At 69.7% G+C, this 16,424-nt stretch carries 15 protein-coding genes and 4 tRNA genes; 11 read left to right on the top strand and 8 right to left on the bottom strand.

Annotated features, from left to right (window positions below; genetic code table 11):
* Positions 1-46: 46 nt before the first annotated feature.
* From ACQ143_RS01785 to ACQ143_RS01770, 4 genes are all read right to left on the bottom strand, one after another.
* Positions 47-2,191 carry a 3-hydroxyacyl-CoA dehydrogenase NAD-binding domain-containing protein gene (locus tag ACQ143_RS01785; RefSeq protein WP_449569006.1) on the bottom strand — a complete coding sequence of 715 codons (2,145 nt, stop codon included), beginning with the start codon at positions 2,189-2,191 and terminating at the stop codon, positions 47-49.
* Positions 2,192-2,201: 10 nt separating this feature from the next.
* Positions 2,202-3,407 carry a thiolase family protein gene (locus ACQ143_RS01780; RefSeq protein ID WP_449569005.1) on the bottom strand — a complete coding sequence of 402 codons (1,206 nt, stop codon included), beginning with the start codon at positions 3,405-3,407 and terminating at the stop codon, positions 2,202-2,204.
* Positions 3,408-3,554: 147 nt separating this feature from the next.
* On the bottom strand, positions 3,555-4,796 hold the full coding sequence (locus ACQ143_RS01775) for an HRDC domain-containing protein (RefSeq protein WP_449569004.1): 1,242 nt from the start codon (positions 4,794-4,796) through the stop codon (positions 3,555-3,557).
* On the bottom strand, positions 4,789-5,370 hold the full coding sequence (locus tag ACQ143_RS01770; protein WP_449569003.1) for a DUF3000 domain-containing protein: 582 nt from the start codon (positions 5,368-5,370) through the stop codon (positions 4,789-4,791). The genes ACQ143_RS01775 and ACQ143_RS01770 overlap by 8 nt, the downstream gene beginning before the upstream one ends.
* A 25-nt stretch (positions 5,371-5,395) precedes the next feature.
* Here ACQ143_RS01770 and ACQ143_RS01765 point away from each other — a divergent pair, with 25 nt between their 5' ends.
* The 4 genes from ACQ143_RS01765 to ACQ143_RS01750 all read left to right on the top strand — a co-directional run bounded on the left by ACQ143_RS01765 (position 5,396) and on the right by ACQ143_RS01750 (position 9,676).
* A complete protein-coding gene (locus ACQ143_RS01765; protein ID WP_449569002.1) occupies positions 5,396-6,601 on the top strand; it encodes an alpha/beta hydrolase family protein in 1,206 nt (401 codons plus the stop codon).
* 9 nt (positions 6,602-6,610) lie between these two features.
* Entirely contained in the window at positions 6,611-7,639 is a 1,029-nt protein-coding gene (gene zapE / locus ACQ143_RS01760) for a cell division protein ZapE (RefSeq protein ID WP_449569001.1), read from the top strand.
* A gap of 193 nt (positions 7,640-7,832) precedes the next feature.
* Complete coding sequence (locus ACQ143_RS01755) at positions 7,833-9,059, top strand: ammonium transporter (RefSeq protein ID WP_449569000.1); 1,227 nt, start codon at positions 7,833-7,835, stop codon at positions 9,057-9,059.
* 89 nt (positions 9,060-9,148) lie between these two features.
* Positions 9,149-9,676, top strand: coding sequence for a type II toxin-antitoxin system PemK/MazF family toxin (locus ACQ143_RS01750; RefSeq protein WP_449568999.1), 528 nt, complete (start codon positions 9,149-9,151; stop codon positions 9,674-9,676).
* Between the two features lies 1 nt (position 9,677).
* Here ACQ143_RS01750 and ACQ143_RS01745 read toward each other — a convergent pair.
* A tRNA-Val gene (locus ACQ143_RS01745) sits at positions 9,678-9,753 on the bottom strand.
* Between the two features lie 148 nt (positions 9,754-9,901).
* Between ACQ143_RS01745 and ACQ143_RS01740 the strand changes: the two genes are divergently transcribed.
* The 7 genes from ACQ143_RS01740 to ACQ143_RS01710 all read left to right on the top strand — a co-directional run bounded on the left by ACQ143_RS01740 (position 9,902) and on the right by ACQ143_RS01710 (position 13,714).
* Positions 9,902-9,974: transfer RNA gene (locus tag ACQ143_RS01740), tRNA-Gly, on the top strand.
* A gap of 51 nt (positions 9,975-10,025) precedes the next feature.
* Positions 10,026-10,096, top strand: a tRNA-Cys gene (locus ACQ143_RS01735).
* 27 nt (positions 10,097-10,123) lie between these two features.
* A tRNA-Val gene (locus tag ACQ143_RS01730) sits at positions 10,124-10,195 on the top strand.
* A gap of 100 nt (positions 10,196-10,295) precedes the next feature.
* Positions 10,296-10,469 (top strand): hypothetical protein, encoded by a 174-nt coding sequence (locus ACQ143_RS01725; protein ID WP_449568998.1) that lies wholly within the window; start codon positions 10,296-10,298, stop codon positions 10,467-10,469.
* A 13-nt stretch (positions 10,470-10,482) separates the two neighbouring features.
* A complete protein-coding gene (locus ACQ143_RS01720; RefSeq protein ID WP_449568997.1) occupies positions 10,483-10,992 on the top strand; it encodes a glycine cleavage system protein R in 510 nt (169 codons plus the stop codon).
* 170 nt (positions 10,993-11,162) lie between these two features.
* The gene (gene thrS / locus ACQ143_RS01715) at positions 11,163-13,172 is read left to right on the top strand and encodes a threonine--tRNA ligase (protein WP_449568996.1); all 2,010 of its coding nucleotides are present in this window, start codon (positions 11,163-11,165) and stop codon (positions 13,170-13,172) included.
* Complete coding sequence (locus tag ACQ143_RS01710; protein WP_449568995.1) at positions 13,169-13,714, top strand: HIT family protein; 546 nt, start codon at positions 13,169-13,171, stop codon at positions 13,712-13,714. The genes thrS and ACQ143_RS01710 overlap by 4 nt, the downstream gene beginning before the upstream one ends.
* Before the next feature lie 80 nt (positions 13,715-13,794).
* Here the strand turns inward: ACQ143_RS01710 and thpD are convergent, their stop codons facing one another.
* From thpD to ectB, 3 genes are read right to left on the bottom strand one after another with little or no spacing between them, the layout of a single operon-like run.
* Complete coding sequence (thpD, locus tag ACQ143_RS01705; protein ID WP_449568994.1) at positions 13,795-14,694, bottom strand: ectoine hydroxylase; 900 nt, start codon at positions 14,692-14,694, stop codon at positions 13,795-13,797.
* A gap of 26 nt (positions 14,695-14,720) precedes the next feature.
* Positions 14,721-15,116 carry an ectoine synthase gene (locus ACQ143_RS01700; protein WP_449568993.1) on the bottom strand — a complete coding sequence of 132 codons (396 nt, stop codon included), beginning with the start codon at positions 15,114-15,116 and terminating at the stop codon, positions 14,721-14,723.
* A gap of 26 nt (positions 15,117-15,142) precedes the next feature.
* Positions 15,143-16,420, bottom strand: a complete 1,278-nt coding sequence (gene ectB / locus ACQ143_RS01695; RefSeq protein ID WP_449568992.1) for a diaminobutyrate--2-oxoglutarate transaminase — start codon at positions 16,418-16,420, stop codon at positions 15,143-15,145.
* Positions 16,421-16,424 lie beyond the last annotated feature (4 nt).

Genomic DNA, 16,424 nt, shown 5'->3' with positions numbered 1-16,424 from the left:
AACGGCCCCGAGCCGAAGCCCGAGGCCGTTTCCGTCCGTCGCGGTGTCAGCCGCCGATGCCGCGGATCGGGGGCGTGTGGAACGTCCCGCCGAACGCGCGCTCAGAGGCGCCTTCCCGGTCGAGGTAGGGTGAGGCGCCACCGTCGATGAACGGCCAGCCGGCGCCGAGGATCAGGCACAGATCGATGTCCTGCACCTCCGGGACCACACCTTCGTCGAGCATGATCTTCATCTCCTGGGCGAGTCCGTCCTGGACGCGGCGGAGGATCTCGTCGGCGGATGCCGGCGTGGATCCGACATGCCCCTTGAGCGCCCTTTCGGCGGCCTTGGTGAAGCCGGTGACGCGACCGCCCTTGTCCTTCTCGACGACCGCTTCCAGTTCCGCGAGCGCGTGGAAGTTCTCGTTCGCGTAGAAACGGTCCGGGAAGGCGCGCACCATCGTGTCCTGGACGTGCGCGGCCACCTTCCAGCCGACCAGGTCGATGAGCTGGAACGGCCCCATGGGCAGCCCCAGCGGCGCGAAGGCCTTCTCGACGTCGGCGACCGGGGTGCCCTCGTAGACGGCACGCGCCGCCTCGCCCATGACCTTGGCGAGCAGCCGGTTGACCACGAAGCCGGGCGCGTCGGCGGTCAGGACGCCGTTCTTGCGCAGGTTCTTCGCGACGACGAATGCGGTCGAGAGGGCCTCTTCCGAGGTCTGCGGCGTCTTGACGATCTCGATGAGCGGCATGACGGCGACCGGGTTGAAGAAGTGGAAGCCGACCAGCCGCTCGGGGTGTGCCAGCTGCGACCCGATCTCCTCGACCGACAGCGACGACGTGTTCGTCGCGAGGATGGCATCCTCGGCCACGATCGCCTCGATCTCGGCGAAGACCTGCTGCTTGACGCCGACCTCCTCGAAGACCGCCTCGATCACGAAGTCGCAGTCCGCGTAAAGCGACTTGTCGGTCGTGCCGGTCACCAGGCCACGCAACTTGTTGGCGGTGTCGGCATCCAGTCGGCCCTTCGCCTCGAGCGCCGCGATCTCGTCGTGGATGTAGGCCACGCCCTTGTCGACGCGGGCCTGGTCGAGGTCGGTGATGAGCACCGGCACCTGCAGGCGCCGCAGGAACAGCAGTGCGAACTGGCTGGCCATCAGGCCGGCGCCGATGATGCCGACCTTGGTGACCTTCTTCGCCAGCGCCTTGTCGGGCGCGCCGACGGGGCGCTTCGCGCGCTTCTGCACGAGGTCGAACGCATACATGGATGCCGCGAACTGATCGCCGGTGACGAGTTCGGCCAGCGCGTCGTCCTCGCGGGCGAAACCCTCGGCCTTCGTGCCGCTCTTGGCCTTGTCGAGCAGGTCGAGCGCCAGGTACGGCGCCCGGGGCACGGTGCCGATCTTCGACTCCAGCATGCCGCGCGCCACCTTGACGGCGATCGGCCACTTCGTGAGGCGCTCGATCTTGCCGGGCTCGTTCTTGCGCTCGACCTTGATCGTGCCGGCCAGGACGCCGTCGGCCCACCGCAGCGAGTCCTCGAGGTAGTTCGCGGCGGGGAAGATGGCATCCATGATGCCGAGCTCGAACGCCTGCTGCGGCTTCAGGGTGCGGTTCTGCTTGAGCGGGTTGGAGATGACGACCTCGAGCGCGTTCTCGATGCCGATGAGGTTCGGCAGCAGGTAGGCGCCGCCCCAGCCGGGGATGAGTCCCAGGAACACCTCGGGCAGCGCGATCGCGGCGGCAGAAGCATCGACCGTGCGGTAGGTCGAGTTGAGGGCGATCTCGAGACCGCCGCCCAGGGCCAGACCGTTCACGAACGCGAACGAGGGCACGCCGAGCTCGCTGAGCTTGCCGAACACCTTGTGGCCCAGCTGCGCCACCAGCCGCGCCTGGTCCTTGGAGCCGACCTTGGTGATGTCGGACAGGTCGGCGCCGGCGGCCAGGATGTACTGCTTGCCGGTGACGGCGACCGCGGCGATCTCACCGGCCGCCGCCCGCGCCGCGAGCGCGTCGAGCGTCTCGCCCAGTTCGGCGAGAGTGGCCGGGCCCAGCGTGTTGGGACGGGTGTGGTCACGGCCGTTGTCGAGGGTGATCAGCGCGAGCGTCCGGCCCGAGGGCAGGCGCACGTCGCGCACCAGCGAGTGGGTGACCACCTCGTCGTCGGTGAGCGCGAGGATGGGGGAGAAGTCGATCTTGTCGTAGTCGGTCATCGTCCGGTCCTCACTTCTTCTTCTTGCCGTCGTAGTGCGGGTTCTCCCAGATGACCGAGCCGCCCTGGCCGAGGCCGACGCACATGGCGGTCAGCCCGTAGCGGACGTCGGGGCGCTCGGCGAACTGGGCCGCCAGCTGGATCATGAGACGCACGCCCGATGCGGCCAGCGGGTGGCCGAGCGCGATCGCACCGCCCCACTGATTGACACGCGGGTCGTCGTCGGCGATGCCGAAGTGGTCCAGGAGCGAGATGACCTGGATCGCGAACGCCTCGTTCAGCTCGAACAGTCCGATGTCGTCGATCGTGAGCCCGGCCTTGCGCAGTGCCTTCTCGGTCGACGGGATGGGGCCGATGCCCATGATCTCGGGCTGCACGCCGGCGAACGCGAACGACACGAGCTTCATCTTGGGAGCCAGGCCCAGCTCCTTGACGGCGCCGCCGCCGGCCAGCAGCGACATGGTCGCACCGTCGGTGAGCGGCGAGGACGTGCCGGCGGTGACCCGGCCGTGCGGGCGGAAGGGCGTCTTGAGCCCGGCCAGGTCTTCCATCGTGGTCTGCGGGCGACGGCCCTCGTCCTCGGTGGCCAGCCCCCATGCGCCGTCGGCGCCCTTGACGGCGACGGGCACCAGGTCGGGCTGGAACTTGCCGGCCTCGTACGCGGCCTGGGCCTTGTGCTGACTGAGCATGCCGAACCGGTCGGAGCGCTCCTTGGTCAGGTGCGGGAACCGGTCGAAGATGCGCTCGGCCGTGACACCCATGTTCAGGGCGCCCGGGTCGACCATCTTCTCGGCGACGAAGCGCGGGTTCGGGTCGGCGTTGCCGCCGATGGGGTGGTGCCCCATGTGCTCGACACCGCCGGCGAGGGCCAGGTCGTACATGCCGACGCCGATGGCGCCGGCCATGGTGGTCACGCTGGTCATGGCGCCGGCGCACATGCGGTCGATCGCGAAACCGGGCACGGTCTGGGGGAGTCCGGCCAGGATCGCCACCGAGCGCCCGAGGGTCAGTCCCTGGTCGCCGGTCTGACTCGTCGCGGCGATCGCGACGTCGTCGATGCGATCCGCCGGCACTGCGGGGTTGCGCTCCATGAGCCCGATGGTCGCCTTCACGGCGAGGTCATCGGAGCGGGTGTTCCAGTACATGCCCTTTTCGCCCGCGCGCCCGAACGGGGTGCGCATTCCATCGACGAAGTAGACGTCCGAGAGCTCGGCCACTCTGCCTCCAAAGGTTGGGATTCAGTCCAGCCTAGTGTGACACTCAGTGTCGCGAAATCGGTTGGGTCGAATCTACGAACCGGCGCGCGGCGGTGACGGCCGCGTGCAGGGATTGCACAAAGGCTAGCGCGGTCGCCTGGGCGGTTCTCAGGGCGCGTCGGTGGACGCCGCCGGAGGCGGCACCTCGGCCTCATCCGCGGACGGTGCCGGCGCCGACGCCTCGGGCGGCACCGGGTGCGCGAACGCCTCGGCGATCACCGCGGCCACGTGCTCGATCTGCCAGGGCCGCGCACCGTGCGCGGCCAGCGCCTCGCCGATGGCGTCGGCATCGGCCGGCTGCGGCGGGCGCCAGGCCACCCGACGGAGGGTGTCGGGGGTGAGCAGGTTCTCCACCGGCATCCGCAGCTCGCCGGCGAGGCGTTCGACGGCCGGGCGGGCCGTTCTGAGGCGCAGATCCGCATCGGGGTTGCGATCCGCCCAGGCGCGCGGCGGCGGGAGCGCGTCGCTGGGCAGCCGCTCCGCCGGCAGGTCGTCGGTCTTGCGCCCCGCCTCGATCGCCGCCCACCACCGGTCCAGCTGGGAGCGGCTGGCCCGTCCGGTGAACTCCTTCAGGCCCGCAAGCTCCTGCTTGCTCGCCGGGTTGGCACGCACCGCGGCCACGAGGGCACGGTCGGGCACGAGCCGGCCGGGGGCGATGTCCTGGGCCTGCGCGTATTCCTCACGTGCGGTCCACAGCTCCCGCGCGATCGCGAGGGCACGGCGTCCGCGCACCGTGTGCAGCCCGCTCAGTCGCCGCCACGGGTCCTCACGCGGCGGCTTGGCCGGGCGGGTGCGGACCGCCTCGAACTCCTGCGCCGCGATCTCCACCTTGTCCTGCGCGAACAGCTCGACCTCGAGGGCGTCACGCACGTCGACCAGGTGCAGCACGTCCAGGGCCGCATACTCCAGCCAGGACGGCGGTAGCGGCCGGGTCGACCAGTCCGCGGCCGAGTGGGCCTTGGCCAGGGTGATGCCCAGCGTGTCTTCGACCACCGCACCGAGGCCGACCTTCTCGTGTCCCAGCAGGCGCGACGCCAGTTCGGTGTCGAAGATGTGCGGGGGTTCGAGGTTCTCCTCGCGCAGCGACGGGAGGTCCTGGCTGGCGGCGTGGAGCACCCACTCGACGCCGCCGATCGCCTTCTGCAGCGACGACATGTCGCCCAACGCCGGTGGGTCGAACAGGAAGACGCCGGCACCGCGGCGGTAGACCTGAATGAGGTAGGCGCGCTGGGAGTAGCGGAACCCCGAGGCGCGCTCGACGTCCACCGCGGCCGGACCGGTGCCCTCAGCCAGCGCCTGAGCGGCGTCATGGAACTGCGCCCGATCGGCGATGACTGGATATTCAGGCACGAGAGCCCTTCCGCGATCCGAACACTGCGATGCCCTCCGAGCCGGGCGGCAGACCCGCCAGCATGCACACCAGCTCCGCCCACGCCTCGACGTGCCCGGTCAGGTCGCCCGACGGCGACCAGGATGCGCGCAGTTCGATCTGCGCGCCGTCGCCTTCCGTCTCGAGCGTGCCGAAGCCCTTGGACAGCGTCTTGGTGGCCGTTCCCGAGGCGGAGTGGAAGCGAGCGCCCCGGGTCTTCAGCGCATCCATGAGCCAGGACCAGGCGACGTCGGCCAGCAGCGGGTCGGTCCCGATCTCCGGCTCGAGCGGCGCCTGCGCGAAGCACACGATGCGCCACGGTCCGCGCCAGGCGTCCGGCTCGGCGGCGTCGTGCAACAGGATGAACCGGCCGGTGCCGTACGCCGAGTCGGCGTCCTCCGCCTCCGGACGCACGTCGCCCGCGAACGCGACCGCGTCGGGGGCGAGGGAGCCGGGCGCGGGGATCTCGCGCACCGTGAGGTCGCGACGGAACGTCAGGGCGCGCAGGGCATCGGCGACGACCGCGAAGGCATCGGAGGGACCGGGCTCATCCACGTCGACAGACTAGAGTGAGTGCACCATGTTGGGACTCAGGCGCGCCGGGCCCGTGGGGGCCCCACCCGCGCTCGTCACCGCTCTGCGCGCCCTGATCGTCGCCCTCTCCGCGGCGCTGGTCGGCATCCTGGGCGTGACGAGCTTCGTCGCCGTGCGCATGGCGCGCCGCGTCGTGACGCCGGGCGGGCGGATGCCGGACACCCGCATCCTGAACATCGACACGTCCGCGCAGACGATCACCCTCAGCCGCACGGCCGACACCGTGCTGCCGGGTCGGTACGGCCTGTTCACGGTGGGCAGCGCCGACTACCTCAAGCTCGGATCGGTGCTGTCGGAGGACGCGACCGGCGTGAAGCGCAAGCTGCTCACGCACGTGCCGTCCGACGCGCACCTGGCACCGGAGGCCGCCTTCAGCGGCTGGTACTTCGACGATCCGGACGAGCTGCGCCTGCCGTACACGAACGAGCTGATCGGCACCCCGGTCGGGCCGTGCCCGGCGTGGCTGTTCCCCGTCGACGGCGCCGACACGTGGGTGATCCAGATCCACGGCCGGGGCACCACCCGCACCGAGTGCCTGCGGGCCGTGCCGGTCTTCCACGCGGCCGGCATCACGTCGATGGTGGTGTCCTACCGCAACGACTCCGAGGCGCCCCGGTCACGCTCGGGCACCTACACCCTCGGCGCGACCGAGTGGCACGATGTGGAGCCCGCGCTGGCGTTCGCACAGCGGCGCGGCGCGCGCCGGATCATCCTCATGGGCTGGTCGATGGGTGGGGCGATCGCGCTGCAGGTGGCCCTGCACTCGGCGCACCGGGATCTCATCGCCGGGCTCGTGCTTGACTCTCCCGTCCTCGACTGGCGACGCGTGCTCGACCACCAGGCCCGCCTGCTCGGGCTGCCGTCGCAGCTGGCGGAGCTGGCCGTGGGGACCCTGCAGCAGGAGTGGTCGGCCGGGCTCAGCGGGGGCGCCGCGATCGATTTCCGTCGCCTGGACGGCGTGGCCCGCGCGTCCGAGCTGCGGCATCCGATCCTCATCCTGCACAGCGACGACGACGGCTTCGTGCCGTCGAACGCGTCGCACGATCTGGCCGCGGCCCGCCCCGACCTGGTCGAGCTGCAGTCGTTCTCGGTGGCCCGGCACACCAAGCTGTGGAACTACGACCAGCAGCGTTGGACCGCCGCGATCACGTCGTGGCTCGAGCGGGTCGGACTGACCGCGCACGCCGATTAGGGTTGAGGGGTGAGCAGCGCACCCGTCGGCATCGTGCACCTGACCGATCGCGGACCCCAGGTCTCGGGCGCTGAGATGGTCGCGGCCCTCGTGCCGCCCCCGCAGTTCGACGACGCCACGTTCGACACCTACCGGGCCGACCCGCAGTATCCGTCGCAGCAGGAGGCGAAGGACACGCTGATGGCGTTCGCCGGCGGGGGAGCGCCCGCCGCCCGCGGGGGTCTGTTCCGGCGCGCCAAGAAGGGTCCCGAGCTCAAGCCTGGCGTGTACCTGGACGGCGGCTTCGGCGTCGGCAAGACGCACCTGCTCGCCGCGATCTACCACGCCGTCCCCGCTCGGCGGAAGTACTTCGGCTCGTTCATCGAGTACACGGCGCTGGTCGGCGCGATCGGCTACCAGAAGACCGTGGAGCTGTTCCGCGGCGCGCAGCTGCTGTGCATCGACGAGTTCGAGCTCGACGACCCGGGCGACACGATGGTGATGACCCGTCTCATCGGCGAGCTGGTGCCCGGGGGCACGCGTCTGGCGGCCACCTCGAACACGCCGCCCAACGCGCTGGGCGAGGGGCGCTTCGCCGCGCAGGACTTCCTGCGCGAGATCCACGCGATGGCGGCGAGCTTCCAGACCATCCGCATCGACGGCACCGACTACCGCCAGCGCGCCGTCGACGGGCACGCCCAGACCGTGACCGACGCCGAGTACGAGCGCGCGGTGACGGATGCCGCGGCGAGCACCCTCGCCTCGGACGACGCGTTCGGCGCCCTCATCACCCACCTCGCGCAGGTGCATCCCTCGCGGTACATCCGCCTCATCGAGAACCTCGGCCTGATCGGACTGCGTGACGTCGCCCCGCTGGACGACCAGTCCGCGGCGCTGCGGTTCGTGGCCTTCGTCGACCGGGCGTACGACGCCCAGATCCCCATCCGCGCCACCGGTGTGGCGCTGGACGCGGTGTTCACCGAGGAGATGCTGGCCGGCGGTTACCGCAAGAAGTACCTGCGCGCGATCTCCCGCCTGGTCGCTCTCACGCACTCCTGACAGCGGTTGCGCAGGCGCCCTTCGGCCCGTCGAAATGTGATGTTCACGTGCGGCGGAGGGCTGTAACGCGCGCGAAACACGACACGCACGCCTCCGGAAACGCCCCGGGAGAAAACTGATCGCACCCGACCGGCACGCCCGACCGCACACTGCGACTCGATGCGGCAGGCATACTCACTCAGGAGAGGTAGCGATGGAACTCACTCCGTCAAGTATCTGGATCGTCACCAGCGCCGCGCTGGTGCTGCTGATGACGCCAGGATTGGCGTTCTTCTACGGCGGTCTCGTCAAGGCCAAGAGCGTCGTCAGCATGATGATGCTCAGCTTCGGGTCCATCGCGCTGATCGGCGTGCTGTGGATCCTCTTCGGCTACATGATGTACACCGGCGCCGGCGGCGACGGCGGCTACTTCGAGGGCGCCGCAGGGCTGATCCCCGGCTTCGTCGGCAACCCGTTCGCCGGCTTCGGACTCACCGCCGAGGGCATCGACCTGATCGACGTCGCGTTCGGTTCGACCTTCGCGATCATCACGACCGCCCTCATCTCCGGCGCGATCGCCGACCGCGCGAAGTTCGGCTCGTGGCTGATCTTCGCCGGGGTCTGGGCGACGCTGGTCTACTTCCCGGTCGCCGGCTGGGTGTGGGGCGGCGGCTGGATCCAGTCGTGGGAGATCAACGGCTACGCCGTCATCGACCTCGCGGGCGGCACGGCCGTGCACATCAACGCCGGTGCCGCGGCGCTGGCCCTGGCGATCGTCCTGGGCAAGCGCGTCGGGTTCCAGAAGGGCATCCAGAAGCCGCACAACGTCCCGTTCGTGGTGCTGGGCGCCTCCATCCTGTGGTTCGGCTGGTTCGGCTTCAACACGGGCCTGTCGGGCGACCAGGGCGCGCTCGGCCTGAGCTTCCTGAACACGATCGGCGCGCCGGCGGCGGCCATGCTCGGCTGGCTGCTCATCGAGAAGATCAAGGACGGCAAGCCCACCTCGGTCGGCGCCGCATCGGGTGCCGTCGCGGGCCTGGTGGCCATCACGCCGGCCGCCGGCAATCTGACCCCGGGCTGGGCGATCCTGCTGGGCCTGATCGCCGGCGCGGTCTCGGCGCTGGCCATCGAGCTGAAGTGGAAGCTCGGCTACGACGACTCGCTCGACGTGGTGGGCATCCACCTCGTGTCCGGCTTCATCGGCACCGTCTACCTCGGGTTCGTCGCCACCGACGCCGGCCTGCTGTTCACCGGCGACGTCTCGCAGCTGATCCTGCAGACCGGCAGCGCGCTGGCGGTGGCCGTGTACTCCTTCGTGGTCGCCTTCGTGATCGGCCTGGTCATCGAGAAGACGATCGGGTTCCGCATCCGCAACGAGGACGAGCTGGCGGGCATCGACACCGTCGTGCACGGCGAGTCGGGCTACGTGCTGGCCGACTGACCGTTCCCCGACCGGAGGGCGTCGCGTTCGCGCGGCGCCCTCCGGTGTGTGCGGCATGCCCGGGGCGGTCCGGCCTCTAGGGTGAGGTCGTGAGCACCGGGAACCGCATTCTGAGAGCCCTCACCGACCTGCTGCGTCCACGGCGCCGCCGTCCGGCATCCACCCCGGTTGCGGAGCGTGAGACGAGTCCGGGCAGCGGCGGACCGTTCGCGACGGTCGAGATCGCGCCGCCACCGCCGTCGGCGCTCACGATCACCTACGCGCCGGATCGCGACGGCGACCCCGACGCGGGGGAGATCGTGTGGACCTGGGTGCCGTACGACGAGAAGGACGGCCGCGGCAAGGACCGGCCGGTGCTCATCATCGGTCGGCAGGACGCGGACTGGGTCTATGCGGTGCGCCTGACGAGCAGGGCACGCGACGGCGACCGTGACTATCTGTCGATCGGCTCGGGCCCGTGGGACTCGCGCGGACGTGAATCGTGGGTCGACACCGAGCAGATCTACCTCGTGCACCGCGAAGGCATGCGCCGCGAGGCGGCGGCGCTGGATCTCGACCGGTTCGTCGTCGTCGCGAACGCGCTGCATCGCCGATACGGCTGGGATGCCGGGAAGTGAGTGGTGGGCGATACCAGACTCGAACTGATGACCTCTTCCGTGTGAAGGAAGCGCGCTACCAACTGCGCCAATCGCCCAAACCCCGTGGGGCCGAGACACGATGTTACCGGATGCCGGGCCCTGCGAACGAATCGGGATCGAAGACACGCGCGGGGTGCTGCCGGTTTTGCACCACGGCCAACTTCGGCTAAAGTCGATCAAGCGCCCGGGGCAACCAGGGAGCACGCGGATGTAGCGCAGTTGGTAGCGCATCACCTTGCCAAGGTGAGGGTCGCGAGTTCGAGTCTCGTCATCCGCTCGAGTGCGAGGATTCCTTCCAGGGGATCACGACACGTGGGTCGAACCACATGGTGGCGTGGCCGAGCGGCTAGGCACCGGCCTGCAAAGCCGTTTACACGGGTTCGAATCCCGTCGCCACCTCTCCGATAACTGAACAGCCCGATTCGGGCGCGATTGGCGCAGCGGTAGCGCGCTTCCCTGACACGGAAGAGGTCACTGGTTCGATCCCAGTATCGCGCACAGAGAAACCCCCGGTAACACGGGGGTTTTGTCGTTTGCTGCCCGTAGCGGCGCGCGGGGCCCGCTACGATCGAAGGAGCTCAGACTTCAGGAGGTCCGGATGTTCATCGTGTACATGGTCTTGTTCCTCGGCGGGTTCTACCTGTTCGGGCTCTCGTTCCAGCTCGAGTCGATGCAGGGCCTCGTGTTCACGCTCGGACTGCTCGCCGTCTCGGCCGCGCTCGCGCTGTGCCTGCACCTGCCGGCGGCCAAGGAACGTCATCACGACGCCTGACCCCGCCACAGCCATGACCCAGCTCGTCCTGACCGTCGTCGGCGACGATCGTGCTGGGCTCGTGAGCGCGCTGGCCGACACGGTCAGCGCGCACGGGGGCAACTGGGAGCGCAGCGAGCTGGCGGAGCTCGTGGGCGCCTTCGCCGGCATCGTGCTGGTGTCCGTCCCCGACGACCGCGCCGCCGCCCTGACTGCGGCGCTGGAGAGCCTGACCGGGATGCTGCGCGTCACGACGCACGCCGGCAGCTCCGCCGCCGCACCGGCATCCACGCAGAGCCTCACCGTCACCGTGTTGGGCAACGACCGCCCCGGCATCGTGCGGGAGGTCAGTGCCGCGATCGCGGCCAACGCGTTCAGCATCGACGCGTTCCACAGCCGCACGCTCGAAGCGCCGATGGCCGGCGGCACGCTGTTCGAGGCGACTGCCGAAGTGCGCATTCCGGCGGGGGCGGATGCCGGCATCCTCACCGCCGCGCTGGAGCGGCTGGCCGGTGAGATCCAGGTCGACCTCACGATCCACTGACCCGGCAACCGGCCGGACGATAGACTCGACGCATGGAACCGGGCCGGATCACCGCACTGACGACTCTCGTCACGCTCACCGGCGCGCGAACGCTTCAGGCCTGAGCGGGCGGAGTGCCGTGGGCACTCGAAGCTGAACCGAAGATTCCGAGCCACTACTGGAGAAGTTCCGTGACTGACGTCGCCATCCCGTCGGACGTGTCGTATCCCGCCGACGGTTTCGCCCTGTTCCCCGACCGCTCCGTGATCGCCCTGCGCGTGAACGGCGAGCTGAAGGACCTCGCCACGACCGTGACCGCGGCCGACGCCGTCGAGCCGGTCACCGTCGACAGCCCCGACGGCCTCGACATCCTGCGCCACTCGACCGCGCACGTGCTCGCCCAGGCGGTGCAGCGCATCCGCCCGCAGGCGAACCTCGGCATCGGCCCGCCGATCACCGACGGCTTCTACTACGACTTCGGTGTCGACGAGCCGTTCACCCCCGAAGACCTCAAGGCCATCAAGAAGGAGATGGAGCGCATCGTCCGGGAAGGGCAGCGCTTCGTCCGCCGGGTCGTCACCGACGACGAGGCGCGCGCCGAACTGGCCGACGAGCCGTTCAAGCTCGAGCTCATCGGGCTCAAGGGCGGGACGAAGGAGGCCGCCGAGGGCGCCTCGGTCGAGGTCGGCGCCGGCGAGCTCACCATCTACGACAACGTCACCCGTGACGGCGAGACGGCCTGGAAGGACCTCTGCCGCGGTCCGCACGTGCCCTCCACCCGCCTGGTCGGCAACGGGTGGGACCTCACCCGCATCGCCGGCGCCTACTGGCGCGGCAGCGAGAAGAACCCGCAGCTGCAGCGCATCTACGGCACCGCCTGGCCGTCGAAGGACGAGCTGCGCGCCTACCAGCACCGGCTCGAGGAGGCCGCCAAGCGCGACCACCGCAAGCTCGGCAAGGAGCTGGACCTGTTCTCGTTCCCCGAGGAGATCGGCTCGGGCCTGTCGGTCTGGCACCCGCGCGGCGGCATCATCCGTCAGGAGATGGAGCAGCACGCCCTGAAGCGGCACCGTGAGGGCGGCTACACCTACGTGTACACGCCGCACATCACCAAGCGCGACCTGTTCATCGAGTCGAACCACCTCGTCACCTACAAGGAGGGCATGTTCCCGCCCATCCACCTCGACGAGGAGCGCGACGACGAGGGCAACGTCACCAAGCAGGGCGTCGACTATTACCTGAAGCCGATGAACTGCCCGATGCACATCCTCATCTACCGGGAGCGGGCGCGCAGCTACCGCGACCTGCCGATGCGGCTGTACGAGAACGGCACTGTCTACCGCTATGAGCTCTCCGGTGCGCTGCACGGTCTGACCCGCGTGCGCGGATTCACCCAGGACGACTCGCACCTGTTCGTCACCCCCGACCAGCTCGAGGGCGAGGCCGAGAAGGTGCTCGACTTCGTGCTGTCGATGCTGCGGGACTTCGGGCTCACCGAGTTCGAGCTCGAACTGTCGATGCGCGACGACGAGAAGGCCAAGTGGATCGGCGACGAGGAGCACTGGACGGTCGCGACCGACGCGCTGCGCCGCGTCGCCCAGGCCTCGGGGCTGAAGCTGACCGAGGTCGCGGGCGAGGCCGCGTTCTACGGTCCGAAGATCGACCTGAAGACCAAGGACGCCCTGGGCCGCACCTGGCAGCTGGCCACGGTGCAGCTCGACTTCAACCTGCCCGAGCGGTTCGAGCTCGAGTACACCGGCCCCGACGGCTCCAAGCACCGTCCGGTGATGATCCACCGCGCCCTGTTCGGCTCGATCGAGCGGTTCTTCGCGATCCTGCTCGAGCACTACGCCGGCGCCTTCCCGGTGTGGCTGTCGCCTGTGCAGGTGGTGGGCGTGCCCGTGGCCGCCGAGTACGGCGACTACCTCGACGAGATCGTCGGCCGGCTGAGGGATGCCGGGGTGCGCGCCGAAGTGGACCACTCCGACGACCGCATGCAGAAGAAGATCCGCACGCACACCACCCAGAAGGTGCCGATCCAGCTGATCGCGGGGGAGACCGACCGCGCCGCCGGCACCGTGTCGTTCCGCTTCCGGGACGGGTCGCAGACCAACGGCATCCCGGTGGATGAGGCGATCGCGAAGATCGTCGCCGCCGTCACCGACAAGCTCCTCGTCGACACCGCCGAGGACCTCGCATGAGCGACGGGCCCGGCTTGGAGGACGCCGCGGATCTGGCGGGGGTGCCGGACGAGTTCCAGCGCCTGTGGACGCCGCACCGCATGGCCTACATCCAGGCCGGGCCCGAGCCGCTGCGCGACGACTGCCCGTTCTGTGCCGCGCCGCAGCGCAGCGACGAGGACGGGCTGATCATCGCCCGCGGCCAGACCGCGTTCGTGATCCTGAACCTGTTCCCTTACAACTCGGGGCACCTCATGGTCTGCCCGTACCGCCACATCGCCACGTATGACCTGGCCAACCCGGAGGAGGTTGCCGAGATCGGCGCGCTCACGCAGACGGCGATGCGGGTGCTGCATCAGGTGTCACGGTGCGACGGCTTCAACCTCGGCATGAACCAGGGGGCCGTCGCCGGCGCCGGCGTTGCCGGGCACCTGCACCAGCATGTGGTGCCGCGGTGGGCGACCGACGCGAACTTCTTCCCGATCATCGCCAAGACCAAGGCGCTGCCGCAGCTGCTGGGCGAGGTGCGCGAGGCCGTGGCCTCCGCCTGGCCGACCGACTGACGCCGCCGGTAGCCGCCGGCCCACCGCATGCCGACGCCCGGCGCCGGATGGACCGGGCGCCGGGCGCGGAGGCGCGCAGGTCAGCGCAGCGGCGACATGTCAGCCCGGTGCGCGATGTGCTCCGGACGCGGGGTGGCCGCGGCGTACGGGTCCACCAGGGCGTTGTCGACGCTGTTGAAAACGAGGAACACGTTCGACCGCGGGAACGGCGTGATGTTGTTGCCCGACCCGTGCATGATGTTCGAGTCGAACCACAGTGCCGAACCGGCCGGACCGGTGAACTGGTCGATGCCGTAGCGGCCGGCCATGCGGGTGATGTCGGCCTCGGTGGGCACGCCCACCTCCTGAGCCTGCAGCGACGACTCGTGGTTGTTCTCCGGCGTCTCGCCCACGCAGGAGATGAACTCCCTGTGTGAACCGGGCATGACCATGAGCCCGCCGTTGAAGGGGTAGTTGTCGGTCAGCGCGATCGAGCAGCTCACGGCGCGGGGGATCGGCATCCCGTCTTCGGCGTGCCAGGTCTCGAAGTCGGAGTGCCAGTAGAACCCCGTGCCGCGGAACCCGGGCATGTAGTTGATGCGGGTCTGGTGCAGATACACGTCGCCGCCCAGCAGCTGCCGCGCCCGGTCGAGCAGACGCGGGTCGCGGGTCAGCGCGCGGATCGTGTCGCTGAGCTCGGGCACCGCGAAGATCGAGCGGACGGCGCCGGTGCTGCGCTCCCGCACGACGCGCGGGTCGGCGGCCAGGGCCGGGTCGGCGGAGAGCCGCTCGAGCTCGGCGGTGTAGCGCTCGACCTCGTCGCCGCTGATGAAAACGGGCAGCACGGTGTACCCGCGCTCCTCGTGGGCGTCGAGCTCGGCCTGCGTGAACGGGCCGGATGCCGCGTCGCCCCACACGGTCGGGTGCTCGCGGGTCACCGGGTCCTGCGCGGTGGCCAGCCGGGTCGGGTAGAGGTCCTGTTCCGTCGTGGCGATGGTCATCGTCTCTTCCTTCCTTGGGTCATCGGTCAGCCGACCGGTTCGGTCAGCAGGGGGTACACGCCGTTCTCGTCGTGCACCTCGCGCCCGGTCACGGGCGGGTTGAACACGCACACGGTGCGGATGTCGGTGCGCGGGCGCACCCGGTGCCGGTCGTGGTCGTTGAGCAGATACACCGAGCCGGGGCCGAGCTGGTGCACCTGGCCGGTGGTGAGGTCCTCGATCTCGCCCTCACCCTCGACGATGAAGACGGCCTCGATGTGGTTCTGGTAGTGGAACTCCGATTCGGTGCCGGCGTACAGGGTGGTCTCGTGCAGCGAGAACCCGACGCCCTCGCGGGCAAGGATGATGCGCTTGCTGCGCCAGTTCTCGGTCTGGATGTCGGCATCGGTGCCGGTGATCTCATCGATCGTGCGAACGAGCATGGTCTTCCCTTCGTGGATGCCGGATCTCAGCGGCCGGCCAGGACCTCGGCGACGGCGGCGTCGATCACGTCGAGGCCCCGGTCGAGCTGTGCGTCGGTGATGGTCAGCGCCGGCAGGAGCTTGACGACCTCGCCCTCGGGGCCGGAGGTCTCCATGAGCAGTCCGCGCTCGAAGGCCGCCCGGCACACGGCGTCGGCGGTGGCGCCGTCGGCCATCTGCAGGCCGCGCGCCAAGCCGCGGCCCTTCGCGACCAGGCCGGCGTCGCCGTACTGCGACACGAGCGCGTTGAAACGGCTCTCGACCCGGGCGCCCTTGCGGGTGGTGGCCGCCGCCAGCTCGTCGTCCTGCCAGTACTCGCGGATGGCGGCGGTGGCGGTGGCGAACGCGGGTGCGATGCCGCGGAAGGTGCCGTTGTGCTCGCCGGGCTCCCAGATATCCAGCTCGGGCTTGATGAGCGTGAGCGCCATCGGCAGGCCCGAACCGCTGATCGACTTCGACAGGCACACGATGTCGGGGGTGATACCGGCCTCTTCGAAGCTGAAGAACCCGCCGGTGCGCCCGCATCCCATCTGCACGTCGTCGACGATCAGCAGGATGTCGTGCGCGCGGCACAGCGCGGCGAGCTTGCGCAGCCACTCGGCCCGGGCCGCGTTCATGCCGCCTTCGCCCTGCACGGTCTCCACGATCACGGCCGCCGGGGTGTTCAAGCCGCTGCCGCTGTCGGTGAGCAGCCGCTCGAAGTAGAAGAAGTCAGGGTAGTCCTGGTTGAAGTAGTCGTCGTAGGGCATGGGCGTCGCGTGCACGAGCGGCACCCCGGCCCCGCCGCGCTTGAGCGAGTTGCCGGTGACCGACAGGGCGCCCAGCGTCATGCCGTGGAACGCGTTGGTGAAGTTGACGATCGACTCCCGGCCGGTGGCCTTGCGCGCCAGCTTCAGCGCGGCCTCGACCGCGTTCGCGCCACCCGGGCCGGGGAACACGACGCGGTAGTCGAGGTCGCGGGGCTGCAGGATCTGCTCGTCGAACGTCGTGAGGAACTCACGCCGCGCGGTGGTGAACATGTCGAGCGAGTGCACGATGCGCCCCGACGTGAGGTAGTCGACCAGGACCTGGGTGAACAGCGGGTTGCTGTGCCCGTAGTTCAGCGCGCCGGCGCCCGAGAAGAAGTCGAGGTACTCCCGGCCGTTCTCGTCGTAGAGGTGGCTGCCGTCGGCGCGGTCGAACACGACCGGCCAGCTGCGCGAGTAGCTGCGGACTTTCGATTCCAGTGCGTCGAACACGTCGGTGCTGGAGTCGGTGATGGGCATGGGG

It is taken from the genome of Microbacterium pollutisoli, assembly GCF_053586795.1.
The sequence above is the reverse complement of the archived record's forward strand: the minus strand, read 5'-3'. Positions and strand labels throughout refer to the sequence as shown.

What these genes read in the sequence shown, in the direction of transcription:
- ACQ143_RS01785 (WP_449569006.1), bottom strand. Translation starts at nt 2,191, where the DNA reads ATGACCGACTACGACAAGATCGACTTCTCCCCCATCCTCGCGCTCACC.
- ACQ143_RS01765 (WP_449569002.1), top strand. Translation starts at nt 5,396, where the DNA reads ATGTTGGGACTCAGGCGCGCCGGGCCCGTGGGGGCCCCACCCGCGCTC.
- ACQ143_RS01755 (WP_449569000.1), top strand. Translation starts at nt 7,833, where the DNA reads ATGGAACTCACTCCGTCAAGTATCTGGATCGTCACCAGCGCCGCGCTG.
- ACQ143_RS01725 (WP_449568998.1), top strand. Translation starts at nt 10,296, where the DNA reads ATGTTCATCGTGTACATGGTCTTGTTCCTCGGCGGGTTCTACCTGTTC.
- ACQ143_RS01720 (WP_449568997.1), top strand. Translation starts at nt 10,483, where the DNA reads ATGACCCAGCTCGTCCTGACCGTCGTCGGCGACGATCGTGCTGGGCTC.
- ACQ143_RS01710 (WP_449568995.1), top strand. Translation starts at nt 13,169, where the DNA reads ATGAGCGACGGGCCCGGCTTGGAGGACGCCGCGGATCTGGCGGGGGTG.
- thpD (WP_449568994.1), bottom strand. Translation starts at nt 14,694, where the DNA reads ATGACCATCGCCACGACGGAACAGGACCTCTACCCGACCCGGCTGGCC.
- ACQ143_RS01700 (WP_449568993.1), bottom strand. Translation starts at nt 15,116, where the DNA reads ATGCTCGTTCGCACGATCGATGAGATCACCGGCACCGATGCCGACATC.
- ectB (WP_449568992.1), bottom strand. Translation starts at nt 16,420, where the DNA reads ATGCCCATCACCGACTCCAGCACCGACGTGTTCGACGCACTGGAATCG.